Source organism: Methyloversatilis universalis FAM5, assembly GCF_000214035.2.
Lineage (GTDB): Bacteria > Pseudomonadota > Gammaproteobacteria > Burkholderiales > Rhodocyclaceae > Methyloversatilis > Methyloversatilis universalis.
Window position 1 is genome coordinate 1 of the sequence record NZ_AFHG01000048.1, and the last position, 16,686, is coordinate 16,686.

Annotated in this window: 17 protein-coding genes and 2 rRNA genes; 8 read left to right on the forward strand and 11 right to left on the reverse strand. The window is 68.2% G+C overall.

Annotation, left to right across the window (positions count from 1 at the left end):
* The 6 genes from METUNV1_RS09235 to METUNV1_RS09260 form a co-directional block, all read left to right on the forward strand.
* Nucleotides 1-117, forward strand: a 23S ribosomal RNA gene (locus tag METUNV1_RS09235); the annotation flags it as partial.
* A 133-nt stretch (nt 118-250) separates the two neighbouring features.
* Nucleotides 251-364, forward strand: a 5S ribosomal RNA gene (rrf, locus tag METUNV1_RS09240).
* A 220-nt stretch (nt 365-584) separates the two neighbouring features.
* Entirely contained in the window at nt 585-1,379 is a 795-nt protein-coding gene (locus tag METUNV1_RS09245) for a tRNA threonylcarbamoyladenosine dehydratase (RefSeq protein WP_051165338.1), read from the forward strand.
* 168 nt (nt 1,380-1,547) lie between these two features.
* Nucleotides 1,548-3,155: a DEAD/DEAH box helicase gene (locus METUNV1_RS09250; RefSeq protein ID WP_008061079.1), complete on the forward strand. Its 1,608-nt coding sequence runs from the start codon at nt 1,548-1,550 to the stop codon at nt 3,153-3,155.
* A gap of 42 nt (nt 3,156-3,197) precedes the next feature.
* Nucleotides 3,198-5,003: a DNA helicase RecQ gene (gene recQ, locus METUNV1_RS09255; RefSeq protein WP_008061081.1), complete on the forward strand. Its 1,806-nt coding sequence runs from the start codon at nt 3,198-3,200 to the stop codon at nt 5,001-5,003.
* A gap of 181 nt (nt 5,004-5,184) precedes the next feature.
* Nucleotides 5,185-5,433, forward strand: a complete 249-nt coding sequence (locus METUNV1_RS09260; protein WP_008061082.1) for a hypothetical protein — start codon at nt 5,185-5,187, stop codon at nt 5,431-5,433.
* Between the two features lie 3 nt (nt 5,434-5,436).
* On the opposite strand, the gene METUNV1_RS09265 is transcribed toward METUNV1_RS09260, so the two are convergent.
* The 6 genes from METUNV1_RS09265 to METUNV1_RS09290 form a co-directional block, all read right to left on the reverse strand.
* Nucleotides 5,437-5,931, reverse strand: a complete 495-nt coding sequence (locus METUNV1_RS09265; RefSeq protein WP_139026338.1) for a c-type cytochrome — start codon at nt 5,929-5,931, stop codon at nt 5,437-5,439.
* 46 nt (nt 5,932-5,977) lie between these two features.
* Entirely contained in the window at nt 5,978-7,249 is a 1,272-nt protein-coding gene (soxC, locus tag METUNV1_RS09270; RefSeq protein WP_008061084.1) for a sulfite dehydrogenase, read from the reverse strand.
* A gap of 20 nt (nt 7,250-7,269) precedes the next feature.
* Nucleotides 7,270-8,367: an FIST signal transduction protein gene (locus tag METUNV1_RS09275; RefSeq protein ID WP_008061085.1), complete on the reverse strand. Its 1,098-nt coding sequence runs from the start codon at nt 8,365-8,367 to the stop codon at nt 7,270-7,272.
* 9 nt (nt 8,368-8,376) lie between these two features.
* Nucleotides 8,377-8,790 (reverse strand): PhaM family polyhydroxyalkanoate granule multifunctional regulatory protein, encoded by a 414-nt coding sequence (locus tag METUNV1_RS09280; protein ID WP_008061086.1) that lies wholly within the window; start codon nt 8,788-8,790, stop codon nt 8,377-8,379.
* Nucleotides 8,791-9,054: 264 nt separating this feature from the next.
* On the reverse strand, nt 9,055-10,917 hold the full coding sequence (locus METUNV1_RS09285; protein ID WP_008061087.1) for an ATP-binding response regulator: 1,863 nt from the start codon (nt 10,915-10,917) through the stop codon (nt 9,055-9,057).
* Nucleotides 10,914-11,594, reverse strand: a complete 681-nt coding sequence (locus tag METUNV1_RS09290) for a response regulator (protein ID WP_008061089.1) — start codon at nt 11,592-11,594, stop codon at nt 10,914-10,916. The genes METUNV1_RS09285 and METUNV1_RS09290 overlap by 4 nt, the downstream gene beginning before the upstream one ends.
* Nucleotides 11,595-11,818: 224 nt before the next feature.
* On the opposite strand from METUNV1_RS09290, the gene METUNV1_RS09295 reads away from it, so the two are divergent.
* Complete coding sequence (locus METUNV1_RS09295; protein ID WP_008061091.1) at nt 11,819-12,466, forward strand: response regulator transcription factor; 648 nt, start codon at nt 11,819-11,821, stop codon at nt 12,464-12,466.
* A 40-nt stretch (nt 12,467-12,506) separates the two neighbouring features.
* Here the strand turns inward: METUNV1_RS09295 and METUNV1_RS09300 are convergent, their stop codons facing one another.
* From METUNV1_RS09300 to mutY, 5 genes are all read right to left on the reverse strand, one after another.
* The gene (locus tag METUNV1_RS09300; protein WP_008061093.1) at nt 12,507-13,214 is read right to left on the reverse strand and encodes a P-loop NTPase family protein; all 708 of its coding nucleotides are present in this window, start codon (nt 13,212-13,214) and stop codon (nt 12,507-12,509) included.
* A 34-nt stretch (nt 13,215-13,248) separates the two neighbouring features.
* Entirely contained in the window at nt 13,249-14,073 is an 825-nt protein-coding gene (locus METUNV1_RS09305; protein ID WP_008061096.1) for a class I SAM-dependent methyltransferase, read from the reverse strand.
* 109 nt (nt 14,074-14,182) lie between these two features.
* Nucleotides 14,183-14,593, reverse strand: coding sequence for a cupin domain-containing protein (locus tag METUNV1_RS09310; RefSeq protein WP_008061098.1), 411 nt, complete (start codon nt 14,591-14,593; stop codon nt 14,183-14,185).
* Nucleotides 14,594-14,698: 105 nt separating this feature from the next.
* Nucleotides 14,699-14,965 (reverse strand): YkgJ family cysteine cluster protein, encoded by a 267-nt coding sequence (locus METUNV1_RS09315; protein WP_008061099.1) that lies wholly within the window; start codon nt 14,963-14,965, stop codon nt 14,699-14,701.
* Nucleotides 14,958-16,046: an A/G-specific adenine glycosylase gene (gene mutY / locus METUNV1_RS09320; protein WP_008061102.1), complete on the reverse strand. Its 1,089-nt coding sequence runs from the start codon at nt 16,044-16,046 to the stop codon at nt 14,958-14,960. Before mutY ends, METUNV1_RS09315 begins: the two co-directional genes overlap by 8 nt.
* A gap of 145 nt (nt 16,047-16,191) precedes the next feature.
* Here mutY and METUNV1_RS09325 point away from each other — a divergent pair, with 145 nt between their 5' ends.
* On the forward strand, nt 16,192-16,680 hold the full coding sequence (locus METUNV1_RS09325; RefSeq protein ID WP_008061105.1) for a flavin reductase family protein: 489 nt from the start codon (nt 16,192-16,194) through the stop codon (nt 16,678-16,680).
* Nucleotides 16,681-16,686: the final 6 nt, after the last annotated feature.

Here is a 16,686-nt window from a genome sequence, read left to right on the forward strand (position 1 = left end):
CCCGGGGACTCGATCCCCCTGAAGGGTCGTGGAAGACCACCACGTTGATAGGCTGGGTGTGGAAGTGCAGTAATGCATTAAGCTAACCAGTACTAATTGCCCGTGCGGCTTGACCCTATAACCGTGTGCTCAACAAAACGTTGAATCTGCACCGGTGATCAAAAGTGCCTCGCGCACACAATCACCCCATATCCTTTACTTCTTCCACATGCAGGCACGATGCACCTCGAGCCTGCATGACAAGCTTCAGCCTGGTGCCCATAGCGCTGTGGAACCACCCCTTCCCATCCCGAACAGGACCGTGAAACGCAGCCGCGCCAATGATAGTGAGCAATCCGCTCGCGAAAGTAGGTCAGCGCCAGGCTACCCTTCAACACAACGCCCGATCACACATCAGTGACCGGGCGTTCGTGTTTGTACGCCACAAAAGCGGCGCGCGGGGACACTCCCGCACTTTGCGATGATTTGGCCTTATTGGCCTGATCCTTTGCCTCAGGCGCCCTCCAGGCGCCCCTCCACGCGGTACATTTCGCGGGTGCGGGCAGGTTGTGTCCCGCCATCAGGACACGGTCAGCGCTTCATTCATGGACGATATCTCCGACACTTCGAAACCCGTGCCTCGTGCGTTTTCCGGGGTTGACCGGCTGTATGGCCAGGGCGCGCACACGCGGCTCGCCGGGGCCTGCGTCATGGTGGTCGGCGTCGGCGGCGTCGGCTCGTGGGCGGTTGAGGCCATTGCCCGGCACGGCGTTGGACAGATCGTGCTGGTCGATATGGACAATGTGGCGGAGTCCAATATCAACCGGCAGCTGCAGGCCCTTGAGCCCACGCTGGGCATGGCCAAGGTGGATGCGCTGGGCGAGCGCATCGCACAGATCAATCCGCGCTGCCAGATCACGCGCATCGAGGATTTCCTGACACCGGACAATGTCGCGTTCCTGCTGGCAAGAGCGCCGGACGCGGTGATCGACTGCACCGATCAGACGTCCGCCAAGGTGGCGATGGCCGAATACTGTCATCCGGCGGGCATCGCGCTGTTCATGGCGGGCGCGGCCGGCGGACGCACCGATCCGACCCGTATCCGCCATGCCGATCTGGGCGCAACCCAGGGCGACGCGCTGCTTGCCCGGGTACGCAGCCTGATCCGCAAGAACGGCCGCGTGCGCTGCGAGCGCAAGGAGCACTTCGGCATACAGGCGGTGTACTCCGCCGAGCCGATGCGCCGCCCGGAGGCCGCAAGCTGTGATGCCGAGCGCACCGCGCTTCAGGGGCTGAACTGTGCCGGTTACGGATCCAGCGTATGCGTCACGGCCGGTTTCGGCTTTGCGCTCGCTTCCCGCGCGATCGAACATCTACTCACAAGCGCGCCTCGCGGCTGATCGCGGTTCGCGGCCACAAATGCGCTACACTGCGGGCGCGCCGTGCCAATAGGCGCTTTCCCTTGTCTGCCTGACAAGAGGAGGCACCCGCCTCCCTTCCGGAATCCACCCCTGTCTGCCTGTATTGGTGTCACTCAGTTGAGCGACGGGCCGTCGCTGGAGAACTGTTTGAACACTGAAGTCGATTTCGCCGGGCTGGGCCTGGCCGAGCCCCTGCTGCGCGCCATTTCCGAAGAAGGCTATACGCACCCCACGCCGATCCAGCAGAAAGCCATTCCGCTGGTGATCGCCGGTCGCGACCTGCTCGCCGCCGCCCAGACCGGCACCGGCAAGACCGCCGGTTTCACGCTGCCCATCCTGCACACCCTGCTGAACCGTCCGGCCAGCATTCCGGCCGGGCGCCCCCGCGTGCTCGTGCTGACGCCGACCCGCGAACTGGCCGCCCAGGTTGAGGAGTCGGTGCGCACCTACGGCCGCCACGCAAAGATGCGTTCCATGGTCATGTTCGGCGGTGTGGGCATGAATCCGCAGCTGCAGGCGCTGAAGCAGCGCGTGGACATTCTGGTGGCCACCCCCGGTCGCCTTCTTGATCACGTCGGCGAAAAGTCGCTGGATCTGTCCGGCGTCGAGATATTCGTGCTGGACGAAGCGGATCGCATGCTGGACATGGGTTTCATCCGCGACATCCGCAAGGTGATCGCCGTGCTGCCCAAGGTGCGCCAGACCCTGCTGTATTCGGCCACCTTCTCGCCGGAAATCCGCGAACTGGCCCACGGCCTGCTCAACGACCCGGCCGAGGTCGAGGTGGCGCCGCGCAACACCACGGCCGAGCGCGTCGCGCAGGAGGTCTACATGGTGGAGCAGAAGCAGAAGCGCCACCTGCTGGCCCACCTGATCAATCAGGGCGCATGGTCCCAGGTGCTCGTCTTCACCCGCACCAAGCACGGCGCCAACAGGCTGGCCGAACAGCTGGACAAGCAGGGCATCACCGCGGCAGCCATCCACGGCAACAAGAGCCAGAACGCGCGCACCCGCGCGCTGGCCGATTTCAAGAGCAACACGCTGCGCGTGCTGGTCGCGACCGATATCGCCGCGCGCGGTCTGGACATCGACCAGCTGCCCCATGTGGTCAACTTTGAACTGCCCAACGTGCCGGAAGACTATGTGCACCGCATCGGCCGTACCGGCCGCGCCGGTGCCAGCGGCGCGGCGATCTCTCTGGTCGACCGCGAGGAGGCCAAGCTGCTGACCGCCATCGAGAAGGTGACCCGGCAGTCCATTCCGCGCGCGACTGCGGAAGGGTTCGTGCCGGTCGCCGGTGCCACCGAAGAAGCCGATCGCGGTCCGCGCCCGCCCGGTCGTGGCGGCCGTGGCGAAGCCGGTGGCCGATCCGCGCAGTCGAAGCCGGCGCAGCCGCGACAGCCGCGCACCAGCGAAGAGCGGCCGGCGCGCAGCGCACAGCCGCGGCAGGCACCGCGGGCCGGTGCGCCCGCGCAGCCGGGCAGCAAGAACGGTGGCGGGCGTCCGCAGGGCCGCAACGCGTCGCCGCAGGGCGGGCGCCGGGACGGCGGCCGCACCGGCAATCGAGAAGTCAATGGCAACCGGGCTCTGCCGCCGCCGCGCGAGGACGAAGAGGACGACAACCGCGGCAACCGCATTCAGCCGGTTGCGCGCCCGCGCGAGGTCAATGGCAATGTGATGGCGCGTACTGACGGCGCCCGCCGTCCGCAGCAGCCGGCGCTGTTCTCGTCGCGCAACCGAGGTGGTCAGCGCTGAGCACTGCCGGTCACCGTCTGCACTGAATCTGCGCACTGAAGCATGAGCGAAGCCGCTCTAAAGGTACTGAAGGAGGTGTTCGGCCACGCCGGTTTCCGCGGCGCGCAGGCGGACATCGTCCAGCATGTGGCGAGTGGCGGCGACGCCCTGGTGCTGATGCCGACCGGCGGCGGCAAGTCGCTGTGCTACCAGGTGCCGGCGCTGCTGCGCAGCGGCACCGCGGTAGTGGTGTCGCCGCTGATCGCGCTGATGCAGGACCAGGTGGCCGCGATGACCCAGCTGGGCGTGCGCGCTGCCTTCCTCAATTCAACGCTCGATCTGGACCAGGTACGCGAAGTCGAGCGCAGCCTGTTGGACGGCACGCTGGACCTGCTCTACGTCGCGCCTGAGCGGCTGAACACGCCGCGCTGCCTCGATCTTCTGAGCCACATTCGGCCGGCGCTGTTCGCGATCGACGAAGCGCACTGCGTGGCGCAGTGGGGACACGACTTCCGGCCGGAATACCTGCAGCTGTCGGTGCTGCACGAGCGCTTTCCTGACGTTCCGCGCATTGCGCTCACCGCGACCGCCGATCCGGCCACCCGCGACGAAATCATCGACCGGCTCGCGCTGCACGACGCGCGCGTGTTCGTGTCGAGTTTCGACCGCCCCAACATCCGCTACACCATCGTCGACAAGGACGACGCCCGCAAGCAGCTGCTGCGCTTCATCCGCACCGAACATCCGGAGGACGCCGGCATCGTCTACTGCCTGTCGCGCAAGAAGGTCGATGAAACCGCGGAATGGCTGGTGGCGCAGGGTCTGAAGGCGCTGCCCTACCACGCCGGGATGGACGCGGCGACGCGCGCCGCGCACCAGGCCCGCTTCCAGCGCGAAGAGGGGCTGATCGTGGTCGCCACCATCGCCTTCGGCATGGGCATCGACAAGCCCGACGTGCGTTTCGTCGCCCACCTCGATCTGCCGCGTTCGATCGAAGGGTATTACCAGGAAACCGGACGGGCCGGCCGCGATGGCGGGGCGGCGGACGCGTGGATGGCCTACGGACTGGCCGACGTGGTGCAGCAGCGCCGCTTCATCGACCAGTCGGAGGGCAGCGAAGCCTTCCGTCGCATTTCAGGCAGCAAGCTGGACGCGCTGCTCGGCCTGTGCGAAACCGCGCAGTGCCGTCGCGTCCATCTGCTGGCCTACTTCGGGGAAGAAGGCGTGCCCTGCGGCAACTGCGACAACTGCCTGAATCCGCCGGAAACCTGGGACGCCTCGGTGGCCAGCCAGAAGGCGCTGTCGGCCATCTACCGCACCGGCCAGCGTTTCGGTGCCGGCCATCTGATCGACGTGCTGCGCGGCAAGGATGGCGAGCGCATCCGCCAGTGGGCGCACGACCAGCTCAGTGTCTATGGCATCGGCAAGGCGGAGGACGAACATCACTGGCGCAGCGTGTTCCGTCAGCTGGTAGCGCTGGGCCTGGCCCGGGTCGATCACGAATCCTATGGCGCGCTGGTGCTGACCGAAGCCGCGCGGCCGGTGCTGCGCGGCGAGCGGACGGTCATGATGCGGCGGATTCCGGAACGCGTCCGGGAGGCCGCGCGACGTGCGCGCAGCGCATCGCCGGTTTCGATGGACGGCGTGGATGCCGGCCTGCTGGCTGCGCTGAAGGCCTGGCGGCTGGACGAGGCCCGTACCCAGTCGGTGCCGGCCTACGTCATCCTGCACGACAGCACGCTGGTCGAACTGGCGCGCCAGCGCCCGGATGATCTGGAGGGCCTGGCCGACATTCCCGGCTTCGGCGCGCGCAAGGTCGAACGCTACGGCGATGCGCTGGTCGAGCTCATCAGCGGCTTCGGCCACTGAAACGAGTACATGCTGCACTGCAAGAGTGTTCTGCGGGTATTCGGCACGCTTGCAGTGCGCACTCGTCAGCGCGAGATTTCCTGATATTCCTTGAAATACAAACAACTAATAAGAATTTGAGCGCGGGCCTGGATGTTGCATGATGCATCATGACTATGTGTTATCGCCCCGGAGGTGCATCATGCGGCGCAACATCGTTCCTCTTCTGCTGCTGTCATTCACCCATCTCGCGGTGGCCGCAAGCGCTGCAGACTGCGCTGCCGTACGCGCGCCTGCCGATGCGGCCGACGCCGCACGTACCGAGTGCGGCAGTGCCTGGCGCGACGCCTATCCCTTTGCCGAACTGCTGGGCGATCCCGCGCCGGGGCCGGCGCTCGCGCTGGCGGCTGTGCTGCTCGGCGGCATGGCGCTGCGCGCGCGTCCGCGCTGACGCTCAGTCCGCCTCGATGCGGATGAAGCCGTCGCGGTTGGGCATGCGTACCGCCGGCAGCGACTGCGCATCCATGACGGCGTCGGCCGGTACCACGCCGTTGGCGTGCAGCAGCCAGGCGCACAGCGCGTAGACCTCGTCCGCGCTCAACGTGCCCGGCGCGCCCATGGGCTTCGCGCGGCGGATGAAATCGAACAGCGTGGTCGCGTGCGGCCAGTAACTGCCTATGGTCCTGTCGGCGTCCGGGTCGTTCAGCGGACGTACCGCGCCGGCCAGCTCTTCCGCGCTGCCGCCGCGCGCATCGCGTCCGTGGCAGGCGGCGCAATGGCGGGCATACAGCGCGCCGCCCTCGGCCACCGTGCCGCGTCCGGTCGGGAGGCCGCTGCCGTCCGGAAACACGTTCAGGCGCTGGCGGGCCAGCACCTGCGGATCGGCCGGGCGGCCGAGGTGCGGCGCGTTTTCCTGCGGCGTGAGCGACGGCGCGGCGCAGCCGCTCATGCCGGCCACCAGTGCAGCCAGCAGCGCGCACGCTCCGATCCGTACTTCAGTAGGTATGGCTGACCCTGCCATCGTCATCGATTGCCCAGGCGACAATCCCGTTGTAGTGGAAATAGCCGGCGCGACCGCGTTCGGCCACCAGCGCGGCACGCTCCGGCTGCCGGTTGCCCCGTTCGTCGATGGCGCGGCTCTTGAGCACCGCAGGCTGACCGTTCCAGCGCCAGGGAATGCGGAAGCGGGTGAGGCAGCGTGGCAGTACCGGTCCGTCGAGCGCGGCGTCGGCCCAGCTGCGGCCGCCGTCCGCCGATACCTCGACCCTGCGGATGCGGCCGTGGCCGCTCCAGGCCAGTCCGCTCACCTGATAGATGTCCGGCTGCTTCAGCGACTGGCCGTGCGAGGGCGAGGTGATCAGCGACTTGCAGTCCATCGTGAAGGTGAACTGGCGTGCCTTGCCGGAGGGCAGCAGCTCGGTGTACTTCGCGGTCTCGTTGCGTGACATGACCGGCTGCGCCGACAGTTCGAGCCGCTGCAGCCACTTCACGTGCAGCACGCCTTCCCAGCCGGGCACGATGAGGCGCATCGGATAGCCCTGTTCCGGGCGCAGCCGCTCGCCGTTCTGGTACAGCCCGATCAGGCAGTCCTCGCGCATCTTGGCGAGGGGAATGCTCATGTTCATCGCGCCGGCGTCCGCCCCTTCGGCGATCACCCAGCGTGCGTCCGGTTCGACGCCGGCTTCGTCCAGCAGCACCGAAAGCGGAACGCCGGTCCACTCGGCGCAGGAAATCAGGCCGTGCACCGAACCGGCCGGCCGCTGTATCGGCGACTGGTGCCAGCCGGCATTGCTGTTGCCGCCGCATTCGATGAACAGCAGCTGCGAGCGCATCGGGTAGCGCAGCAGCGATTTGACGTCGAACACCAGGGGCTGTTTCACCCGGCCGTGCAGCGTCAGCGTATGCCGCGCCGGATCGATCTGCGGGACGCCGTTGTGGTGGCGTTCGAAGTGCAGGCCGTTGGGCGTGATGATGCCTTCCAGCTCTTCCAGCGGCGTGAAGGACACGCCGTTGCCGGGCACCGCCCGGTTGGCGCCGATGCGACGCGCGGTCAGGCGCTCGTGCGGCGATGGCTGGCCGTAGGGCGTGAACGGCGCACCCGGTTCGTGCAGCCAGGGCAGGTCGTCATCCGGCGTTGCGGAGGCTGTGTGCGCAGCCGCAGTGGCGGTGGCGAGCACCAGACCGCGGCGCAGGAAGAGCCGGCGGTCGAGCAGCCCGCCGCCCGCCACTTCGGGCAGCGTATGCGGCGACGGACGGCGTGCGGGCATCGGACTTCGGTTGGCCGGGATCAGAGGAAAAGCGTGAGCACGCCGGTGTAGCCGTAGAGCTGGTCGTGCGAAATTTCGCCGCCGGCGAAGAAACCGGCCACCGGCAGGCCGGGGAAGGCTTCTTCCAGCATGGCTGCCTCCACATTGTCGTCGCCGAACATGTGGGCGCCGCGCGCCGCGCAGGCCACGTAGAGCGCGCCGCTCGGTGCCTGTTCCAGCGAATCGCGCAGTTCGGCCAGCATGCGGCGCATGTCGGCGCGGGCGCAATCGGCGTCGCGCCGGAAGAAGCGCAGCCGCTGGCCCGGTTCCACCGCGTCGTTGATCGCAATCAGGCCGTTGTCCGGATCCAGTCCGATGAGGTTGCGCACCCTGAATTCGGCATCGTCGCGCCCGGGTACGCCGAGGCCGGGCAGGATGTAGCGCGCGGCGCGCCGGAGATCCTGGCCGAGCGAGGTGCCGGCGGCATCGAGAAAGGCGTCCAGCGCCGGCCGGCCGTCGATTTCGGAAATGATGTTGTTTTCGCAGGCGGTGATGGTGCGCACTTCGCCCACCGCGCAGCAGCCCTGGGTGAGCCGGGTGGCAATGGCCACCCGTTCGGTGAAGGCGACGCCGCTGATGCCGCCGTGCAGTGCGCCGTTGGCGATCATCGGCGCCTGACCGCGCGCGATCGCGAGACCGCCGGTGACGAAGCCGCTGGACACCTTGGTCGCCATGTCAGCCACGAGGTCAGGCATGTCGGGCGTGGCGGGATCGGCGTGTACCACTGCGAAGTAGGGCGGGTCGATGGCGTCGGTGTCCGCGCCGGGCAGGCGATCGCGGCCGGAAAACACGCGGAAGCTGCCTTCGGGCAGCCGGCCCACCATCAGCGACAGGCCGGGCTGTTCCTGGCTGGCGATCGCACGGCCGATCACGCCCACCGAACTGGTGCCGACCCAGTTGCGGATGCCGGTGAGGCTGCCCAGACGTTCCACCAGATCCTGCACGTCGGCACCGTAGTGGTCGGTCAGGTAGACGAAACCCAGATTGGCGTCCGCCGGCATGTCGAGCGCAGCGAGCGCCTTGTCCATCGCGACCGGCCAGTCCTCGTGGAAGGCCGTGCTTGCCGCGAAACGCCCCATGGTCCGGCCTCAGCTGCCGCCCGCGGGCGGCGCGTCACCGCCGGGCGCGGAACCGCCCGGCGGGTGGCCGGCGGCGTTCTGCATCAGCGTCCACGGCCACATCGCCGCATTGCCGAACGCGTTCATCGGATTGGCTGCGTCGTGGCCGGCTGCTGCGGGGGCCGGCTGACCGGCTGCGCTGGCCGCCATGGCCTGCATGGTGGCCAGCGTCGCACGCTGCACTTCCAGCCCTTGGATGCTGGTCTGGAGCATGCCCATGTTCATGCGCAGCCAGCCCTCCACCGCCTTGAGGTCTGCGATGCGCTTGTCCAGCTCGCCGACGTCCAGCGTCGGCGTCACGAAGCCGGGCACCGGAAACGGCATCTGGCCCCACACCGAACGCAGGAATTCCATCGGATCGTACTGCGATGATTCGCCGGCCATGACATCACCCTTTATGGACTGTACAGACCAAGCATAGCGCGCCGGCTGCCGGGTGTGGCCGTTCTCGCCTGAAAAGCCTCACGCCTGCCGGGCGGCAAGGGTGACGGACAGCGGGGGGGAAGGGCACAAAGAAAACGCGGCCTCTGGGGCCGCGTGAAGGGAGACACAACGTGCACAACGCCTTCATTCTTGTTTGTCGCACCGTTCACCAGCAATCGTCCGTTCGGCTTACAACCGAACGGCGCGTCCGCTGAGGCGGCGCATTCAGGTGGCCTGTTCTTTCAGCTTGAACTGGATCAGCGTGCGCAGCTTGGCTGGCATGACCGGCTTGAGCAGCAGGTGGTGGCCGAGGTCCTTGGCTTCTTCCAGCCGCTCCGGTGTGGCGCTGCCGGTGACCAGGATGGCCGGAATGTCGCGGCCGAAATGGCGCCTGACCGCGGCCACCACTTCCGGGCCGACCTCGCCGTCGCGCAGCTGGTAGTCGGCGATGATGAGATCGGGCGGCGCGCCGTGCTCCTCGACCGCCTGCATCGCCTGCGCCATGCTGCCGGCAATCAGCGGATGCGCGCCCCAGCTGCCCAGCAGTGCGGCCATGCCATCGACGATGCTGGCTTCGTCGTCGATCACCAGGATGCAGCGGTCGCCCAGATCGGCCTGTGCGCGCTCGCTGCGGGTTGCGGTGGCGCGCACCACCGGTGCGCGGCCCATCGGCACGTCGATCCGGAACACGGTGCCGCGCCCGGGGCGCGACGCCAGATTGACCGGATGCGCGAGCAGACCGGACAGGCGTTGCACGATGGACAGGCCTAGCCCCAGACCCTTGCGGCGGTCGCGCTCGGCGTTCGCCAGCTGCACGAACTCCTCGAAAATGCGGGTCTGGTCTTCCGGCGCGATGCCCATGCCGGTGTCCCAGACCTCGAAGCGCAGTCGCCCGCCGCGCATGCGGGTGCTCACCAGTACGCCGCCGGCCGGCGTGTAGCGCATCGCGTTCGAAATCAGGTTGCGCAGGATGCGTTCCAGCAGCACCGGGTCGCTGCGTACCCAGGCCGCGCGCGAACGGATGCGGAAGCTCAGGCCGCGTTCGAAAGCTTCCGGCTCGAAATCCATGCGCAGCCGGTCGAACAGTGCGCTGACCGATACGTCGGTCACTTCCGGCTTCACCTTGCCGGCGTCGATCTTGGAAATGTCGAGGAGTTCGTTGAACAGCCCTTCCAGCGCCTCGACCGAACTGCTGATGCTGGTGACCAGATTGGCCACCTCCGGTTCGTGCGCCTTGGCCGACAGCGCGGCCGCGAACAGCCCCATCGCGTGCAGCGGCTGCCGCAGGTCGTGGCTGGCGGCGGCAAAGAACTGGCTCTTGGCGCGGCTGGCCTGGTCGGCGCGGTCGCGTGCTTCCGACAGCTCCACATTCTGCGATTCCAGCCGACGGCTCAGCACCTCGTTGGCATAGCGGCTGCGCAGCGCACGCTCGATCAGCGCATTGAAGTTCTTGCCCACCCGCCATAGCGCGATCATCAGCACCGACACGATGAAGGCCACCAGCAGGTCGTGCCGGCTGCCTTCCCAGATGTAGCGCGCGATCACCGGCAGCAGCGTGGCGCCGAGGAAGGTGTAGTAGCTGGGCAGGTGCATCGAGGTGAGCGCGGCGGCCACGCCGCACACCGACACCAGCAGCGACATCAGCACGATCTGCTGCTCCGGCGCTTCCGGGCTGAAGAACAGCCACAGCGTCGAGCTCCACAGCACACCGGAAATGGCGGCGCCGATCAGCCAGTAGGTGCCCCAGCGCGGCGCGCTGGCGGCGTCCGGTGCGGTGCGGCGGTAGCTGCGCAGCAGCGTCAGGCGCGACAGCTGGTTGGCGATCGACGCGACGAACCACAGCACGACCGTCCACAGCGGCGCCGCGTCGTACACGGTCCACGCCACCAGCAGCGTGCCCAGGATCTGGCCGCCGAAGGCAGTGCCCAGATTCGCGTACAGCATCTGGATCTGGGTGGCCACCACCTCGCGGTCGAGTTCCGCCTGTTCGGCCGGTGCCAGGCGCGCTGCGGCGTCGCCGCGCTCCCGCGTCAGCGATTCGATCGTCGTGTCTTCGGACAGCACGACCGGCGGCGGCAGGGCGCTCATGAATGACCGCCCGGGCTGCCCAGCTTTAGCCCGATGCGGCTGGCCGCCAGCACCGCCTGCGTGCGGTTCGAGGCGCCCAGCGCTTTCAGGATGGCGGTGATGTGCACCTTCACCGTGCCCTCGGCCAGATTCAGTTCCCGGCAGATTTCCTTGTTCGGCTTGCCCTGCACCATCAGCGTCAGCACTTCGGCCTGGCGCTCGGTCAGGCCGATGTCGGAGGCGGTCTGCGGCCGGCGTGGCGTGTCGTCCGCGCGCGGCGCCGGTGCGCCGAGACCGAGTTCGCCGACGATGGCCTGGCGCGGCACGTAGACACCGCCGGACAGCACCAGCCGCAGCGCGCCGAGCAGCACTTCGTTTGTGCTCGATTTCGGAATGAAGCCCATGGCGCCCTGGTCGAGCGCGGCCAGCACGGTTTCGGAATCGTCGAATCCGGACAGCACGACGATGGGCAGCGCCGGATGCGCACCGCGGAAAGTTTGCAGCGCGCTCATGCCGCGGCAGCCGGGCAGCGTGAGGTCGAGCAGGGCCAGATCGAGATCCGGATGCACGTCCGCGAGCTTCAGGCCGGTCTCGCAGTCGGCCGCGTCCAGCAGCTGGATGTCGGCAGCCAGCCCGGGCAGCACGTGGCGCAGCGCTTCGCGTATCAGCGGGTGATCGTCGACGATCAGTATTTTCATGGAGGTGCGGATCGGTCTGCCGGGCGCGGCGGGTGCCGGGGAAGACCGCAATGATGGCGGAAACCCGGATTGTGCCGGAATCCGGATTATTACTTTCGTCTTAGTCCGCTTGGATGAAATGCACCGGCAAAGTGCGCATTCAGCCAGTACACTCGGCCGCACACGTCCGCAGCAGGGCGGACGCATCCATCATCTGGCCGAGCGGAGACTGTTTCTTGGGTTGTGTGCTCATCGTCGAGGATCACGCGCTGGTGCGCGAAGGCATGGCGCAGACGCTGTCGCGGCTGGGGGCCGACTGGTGCGTGATCGAGGCGCCTGACGCGGCGCATGCGCTGGCGCTGCTCGACGACGGCGCCGACATCGATCTGGTGCTCACCGACATCATGCTGCCGGGCATGAACGGGCTGTCGCTGCTGGCCACGCTGCGCGAGCGCGACCCGTCGCTGCCGGTCATAGTGGTGTCCGCGCTGTCGGACAAGGCCACGGTGGCGCGTGCGATGCGTCAGGGCGCTTCGGGTTTCGTGTCCAAGGGCGATTCCGGTGACCAGCTGGTGCTGGCGGTGCGCACCGTGCTCGATGGCGGCCTGTACACGCCGCCGGACCGTCGTGTGCCGGCCGCGCGGGCCGGTCGCGCGACGCCGCCCATCCGCCCCGCCGGTGCCGACGGCTTCGGGCTCACCCAGGCCCAGACCCGGGTGCTGCAGATGCTGGCCGAAGGGCGCACGAACCGGGAAATCGCGGAATCGCTCGGACTGGCCGAAGGGACGGTCAAGGTGCATCTGACCCGCATTTTCCGCGCGATGAAGGTGACCTCGCGCGCGCAGGCGCTGATCGCCCTCGCGCAGAGCGGATTCCGCAAGGACGGCGGCTGAACGCGGGGAACCGGCGTGCCGGTCGTGCCGCCGACGTCGTTCAGTGGGTGGTGCCGATCACCTGTTCGCTGTCCGCCTGCGGGTGGGCGTGAGCCGGCACCGCATGTTCCATCGTGTCCTCGGCGTCGATATCCACCTCTTCGTGGTCGATGCGCAGGATGTCCAGCACCGGTGAAGCCACCCGGCGGCAGGCGTTGGCCAGCGGCGACGGCAGGCTGTCCGGAATGCGCTTCTGCAGCAGCAGTTTGGACGACGAAATCGCGAACACCGGCTCCAGAATGCGGTTGCGATACTGGCCAAGCTGGCTTTCAACCAGCTTGTCCGCCGCCTCGCGTGCCCACGGGTTGGTCGGCCACTGGGTCGGAATCGCCAGCGCGCGCGGGAAGGTTTCCAGATCCTGCATCACAGTGCGGATGTCTTCGTGCGAATCGCGGAAGGGCAGCAGCACCAGATGGGCGAGGCCGTACAGATGGCGGTCCATCTCGCTGCGGTTGGCGCCGCCGTCGATCACGCCCATCCACTTGTTCAGGCCGCGGATCTTGTCCACCACCTTGGCCAGTGCATCGCGCGAACGGGCATCGGCGGTCAGGTAGCGACGGCCTTCCGGGTCCAGCGGCTCGCGCCCGAGGTCGGTCAGCACGCACACCGAGCGCTGGTTCAGCAGGCCCAGGCCCTGACACAGCATGTGCGACAGCGTGGTCTTGCCGGTGCCGCCCTTGTTGCCGATCACGCAGATGATTTCAGCCATTTCGTGTTCTCCACCTACCGGGTTCGAGCAGACATTATTCCGCGATCAAATGCGGGGCATCGGCGGGAACTGCTGCGGAAACCGGGGCCATTTCCCGGACCGGGCGGCCGTTTTTGCCGCGCCGTCCGGCAAATGTGTACACATATAGCGCACGCGCTGCCGGGTCGCTGTCGATGACGCGGTCCGCCTTCACGCCGGGGATTTCGAAACTGTTGGCGATCAGCATCGCGTCCGGCTTCATTTCCACCGATGCCTTGCGACCGAGCTGGGGCATGGGCACTGGCGACAGGAAGGCGTAGATCACGTCGTAGTCGCCCAGTTCGAGCGACCACAGGTCGTCGCGGCGCACCGTCACATTGGGCAGGTTGCGGTTGCGCAGACGCGCGATCAGCCAGGGCAGCGGCGCGTTCTCGACGCCGGTGAAGCGGCAGTCAGGTCGCGACATGGCGAGCCGGCGAAGCAGCTCGCCGGTGCCGCAGCCGAGATCGACCAGATGGAGTGCGCGGTTCTTCGGCAGCGCCTGCAGCAGCGCGCGCGCGGTGGCCTGATTGGTCAGAAACAGCGGCACCCGGCTGCGGAAGGTGGACCAGAACACCGCCGACAGCGCGAGAAAGGCAAACAGATACCAGGTCGGGGCGATGTCCAGCGTACGGGCGGCCACCACCAGCGGTGAGAACAGCAGGTGTATGACCACCCACCAGCGCGGCGCGCGCAGGGCCAGCGCGAGCGCCGCGGCTACGCCGGCCTGCATGATGACCACCGCGGCCAGGCCTGCCGGCGGCGACACCGTGTAGCGCAGCGCGAACAGCGCGACGATCCAGGACACGAACTGTATGGCGAGGGCGCGGAACAGATGCATGGCAGGCGTGCGGGAAGCTGACCTCCCTACAGTAGACCAGCCGCTGTGCACAAAGTCACTGATTAGCGCGGGCATTGGCCCGCATTCCCGGCTTTGACCGCGCCGCCGCTCAGCGGCTGCCTTCTTCTTCCAGCTTGCCGAAGCCGAGCAGTCGCACCGGCCGTCCGTCCGTATTCGGGCCGTACACGCCCAGCATCCGCGCGTGCTCCGGCGCGTAGTAGCGGCCGACACTGCCGGCCGGCACGCATACGGTGTCGCCGGCCTGTGCCACGACGGTGACGCCGTCGACCTCGACGTGCAGGCAGCCTTCGAGGACGTAGGCGTATTCGGTGTGGGCGTGCTCGTCCAGCCAGTATTCGCCGGTCAGCGCCCACTCCATCAGCACCGGTTCGGTCCAGCCTTCCGGCGCCGGGTGGGTGATCCAGCGCGCCATCACGTCGGGGGTCGGGCGCAGCGGCGTGCGGGGGTAAAGCGTGGGTCCGGGGCGGGCCGGATCGCGGGTGTCTTCAGCGTGGGTCATGAGGTCTGCCATCGGAATGCCTGAGGTGAGCGCGAGTGTCGATGGCGCAGCGGCCGGCCGCAATCACTCGAAGGGGGTAGTTGCGACGGCAGTGGCTGCGGCGGCTCAGGGTGCGGTGTCGCGCTCCAGCCGCGCGAGCCAGACCAGCGCGTGCTCGCGGCGGTCGCCGCACATGTCGGTCGACGGTTGCAGACCGCTGCAGCAGGCCGGGCGTTCCGGCTGGCCGAAAATGCGGCAGCGCAGCTGCGCGTCCAGCTGTACGCAGGGCACGCCCGCCGGCTTGCCGTGCGGCATGCCCGGTATCGGGCTGCTGATCGACGGCGCAATGCAGCAGGCGGCACAGCCTTCGCGGCAGGCGTGCGCTTCAGTCATGGCCGGTCGGGACCAGTGTGTCGAGCAGGCGGCGCACCGGCGCCGGCAGTGCGGCGGTGGCCAGCGTGCCGAGCGGCTGCCAGTGCAGCGTGCTGTCGGCGGCGAATGGCGTCGCCATCGCGAGATGGGCGAGCAGCGGCACCAGCCGCAGTTCGAAGTGGGTGAAGCCATGGCTGACTGCGGGCAGCACCTGCACCTGGTGCGCCGCGAGGCCGCGCACCGCCAGCCAGCGCTGTGCCTCGGCCAGCGCCTCGGCTTCGCTCTGCGCGGCCAGTTCGGGCAGGCTGAGCAGGCCGCCCCAGATGCCCTGTCCGGGCCGGCGCTCGAGCAGCACCGCGTCCGGCGTGCGCAGCAGCAGCGCATGCACCAGCCGCAGTGGCCGTACCCGGGCCGGCCGCGGCGCCGGCAGTTCGCGCTGCCGCCCCTGTGCCCGGGCGACGCAGCGCCCGGCGACCGGACAGGCGTCGCATCGCGGCCGGTTGCGGGTGCATACGGTGGCGCCGAGGTCCATCAGCGCCTGGGTGTAGGCGGCACCGTCCTGGTCCGGCATCAGCTTGTGCGCGAGCGCCCACATGCGCTGCTCGACCGCGCGGGTGCCGGGAAAGCCGTCGATGCCGAACACGCGGGCGAACACCCGCTTCACGTTGCCGTCCAGGATGGGCGCACGGGCGCCGAAACAGAAGGTGGCGATGGCGGAGGCGGTGGAGCGGCCGATGCCCGGCAGGCTTTCGATGTCGTCCACCGTGCGCGGAAAATCGCCGCCAAAGCGGCTCATCACCTCGCGCGCGGCGCGATGCAGGTTGCGGGCGCGGGCGTAATAGCCGAGGCCGCTCCAGCTTTCCATCACCGCTGCCTCGTCGGCCGCGGCGAGTGCGGCCAGTGTCGGGAAGCGCTGCATGAAGCGGGCGTAGTAGCCGATCACGGTCTGCACCTGGGTCTGCTGCAGCATGATTTCCGACACCCACACGCCGTAGGCTTGACCAGTCTGCCAGGGCAGGTCGTGCCGGCCGTGCTGCCGCTGCCAGCGCACCAGCGTGGCGGCGAAATCGTCGCTGGCGGCTACCTCTGAGGGAGTATTCATGGGGCGCGATTGTAGGGCGTGACGCAAAAGCGGCGATAATCCGGGCTTACGCTCAAACTGTCTGTCCGATGAAGCTTCGCTCCGCCCGTGTCCTGCGCCCGCTGTCCGCGGTGCCCGCCTCCGTTCGTTCGCATGGAGCGGCACGATGAGCAACCCCGCGCACGACAGCCGCGCCTTTCGCGACGCGCTGGGCCTGTTCGCGACCGGCATTACCGTGGTGACCGCACGTACGCCGGATGGCGAACCGGTGGGCCTGACCGTCAATTCATTCAATTCGGTGTCGCTGGAACCGCCGCTGGTGCTGTGGAGCCTGTCGCTGGGCTCGCCGAGCGAGGCGCCGTTCCGCGCGTGTTCGCACTATGCGATCCACGTGCTCGGTGAAGGTCAGCAGGCGCTGTCCCGGCAGTTCGCCGGCAGCCGTGAACAGCGCTTCGCCGGTCTGCAGTGCGCGGATGGCCTGGGCGGGGCGCCGCTGATCGACGGCTGTCTGGCGCGTTTCGAATGCCGCAACGACCTGCAGTATCCGGGCGGCGACCATCTCATCTTCGTCGGCCGGGTCGAGCGTTTCGAGCGCGGCGCCGGCGAGCCGCTGCTGTATTTCGGCGGCGGCTACCGCGGCATCCGTCAGCCCTGACGCACG

Coding starts and splice junctions, on each gene's coding strand:
- METUNV1_RS09290 (WP_008061089.1), bottom strand. CDS start 11,594: ATGAAAATACTGATCGTCGACGATCACCCGCTGATACGCGAAGCGCTG.
- METUNV1_RS09280 (WP_008061086.1), bottom strand. CDS start 8,790: ATGGCCGGCGAATCATCGCAGTACGATCCGATGGAATTCCTGCGTTCG.
- METUNV1_RS09265 (WP_139026338.1), bottom strand. CDS start 5,931: ATGAGCGGCTGCGCCGCGCCGTCGCTCACGCCGCAGGAAAACGCGCCG.
- METUNV1_RS09305 (WP_008061096.1), bottom strand. CDS start 14,073: ATGCATCTGTTCCGCGCCCTCGCCATACAGTTCGTGTCCTGGATCGTC.
- METUNV1_RS09285 (WP_008061087.1), bottom strand. CDS start 10,917: ATGAGCGCCCTGCCGCCGCCGGTCGTGCTGTCCGAAGACACGACGATC.
- METUNV1_RS09310 (WP_008061098.1), bottom strand. CDS start 14,593: ATGACCCACGCTGAAGACACCCGCGATCCGGCCCGCCCCGGACCCACG.
- mutY (WP_008061102.1), bottom strand. CDS start 16,046: ATGAATACTCCCTCAGAGGTAGCCGCCAGCGACGATTTCGCCGCCACG.
- METUNV1_RS09300 (WP_008061093.1), bottom strand. CDS start 13,214: ATGGCTGAAATCATCTGCGTGATCGGCAACAAGGGCGGCACCGGCAAG.
- METUNV1_RS09315 (WP_008061099.1), bottom strand. CDS start 14,965: ATGACTGAAGCGCACGCCTGCCGCGAAGGCTGTGCCGCCTGCTGCATT.
- METUNV1_RS09275 (WP_008061085.1), bottom strand. CDS start 8,367: ATGGGGCGTTTCGCGGCAAGCACGGCCTTCCACGAGGACTGGCCGGTC.
- METUNV1_RS09260 (WP_008061082.1), top strand. CDS start 5,185: ATGCGGCGCAACATCGTTCCTCTTCTGCTGCTGTCATTCACCCATCTC.
- METUNV1_RS09325 (WP_008061105.1), top strand. CDS start 16,192: ATGAGCAACCCCGCGCACGACAGCCGCGCCTTTCGCGACGCGCTGGGC.
- recQ (WP_008061081.1), top strand. CDS start 3,198: ATGAGCGAAGCCGCTCTAAAGGTACTGAAGGAGGTGTTCGGCCACGCC.
- METUNV1_RS09245 (WP_051165338.1), top strand. CDS start 585: ATGGACGATATCTCCGACACTTCGAAACCCGTGCCTCGTGCGTTTTCC.
- soxC (WP_008061084.1), bottom strand. CDS start 7,249: ATGCCCGCACGCCGTCCGTCGCCGCATACGCTGCCCGAAGTGGCGGGC.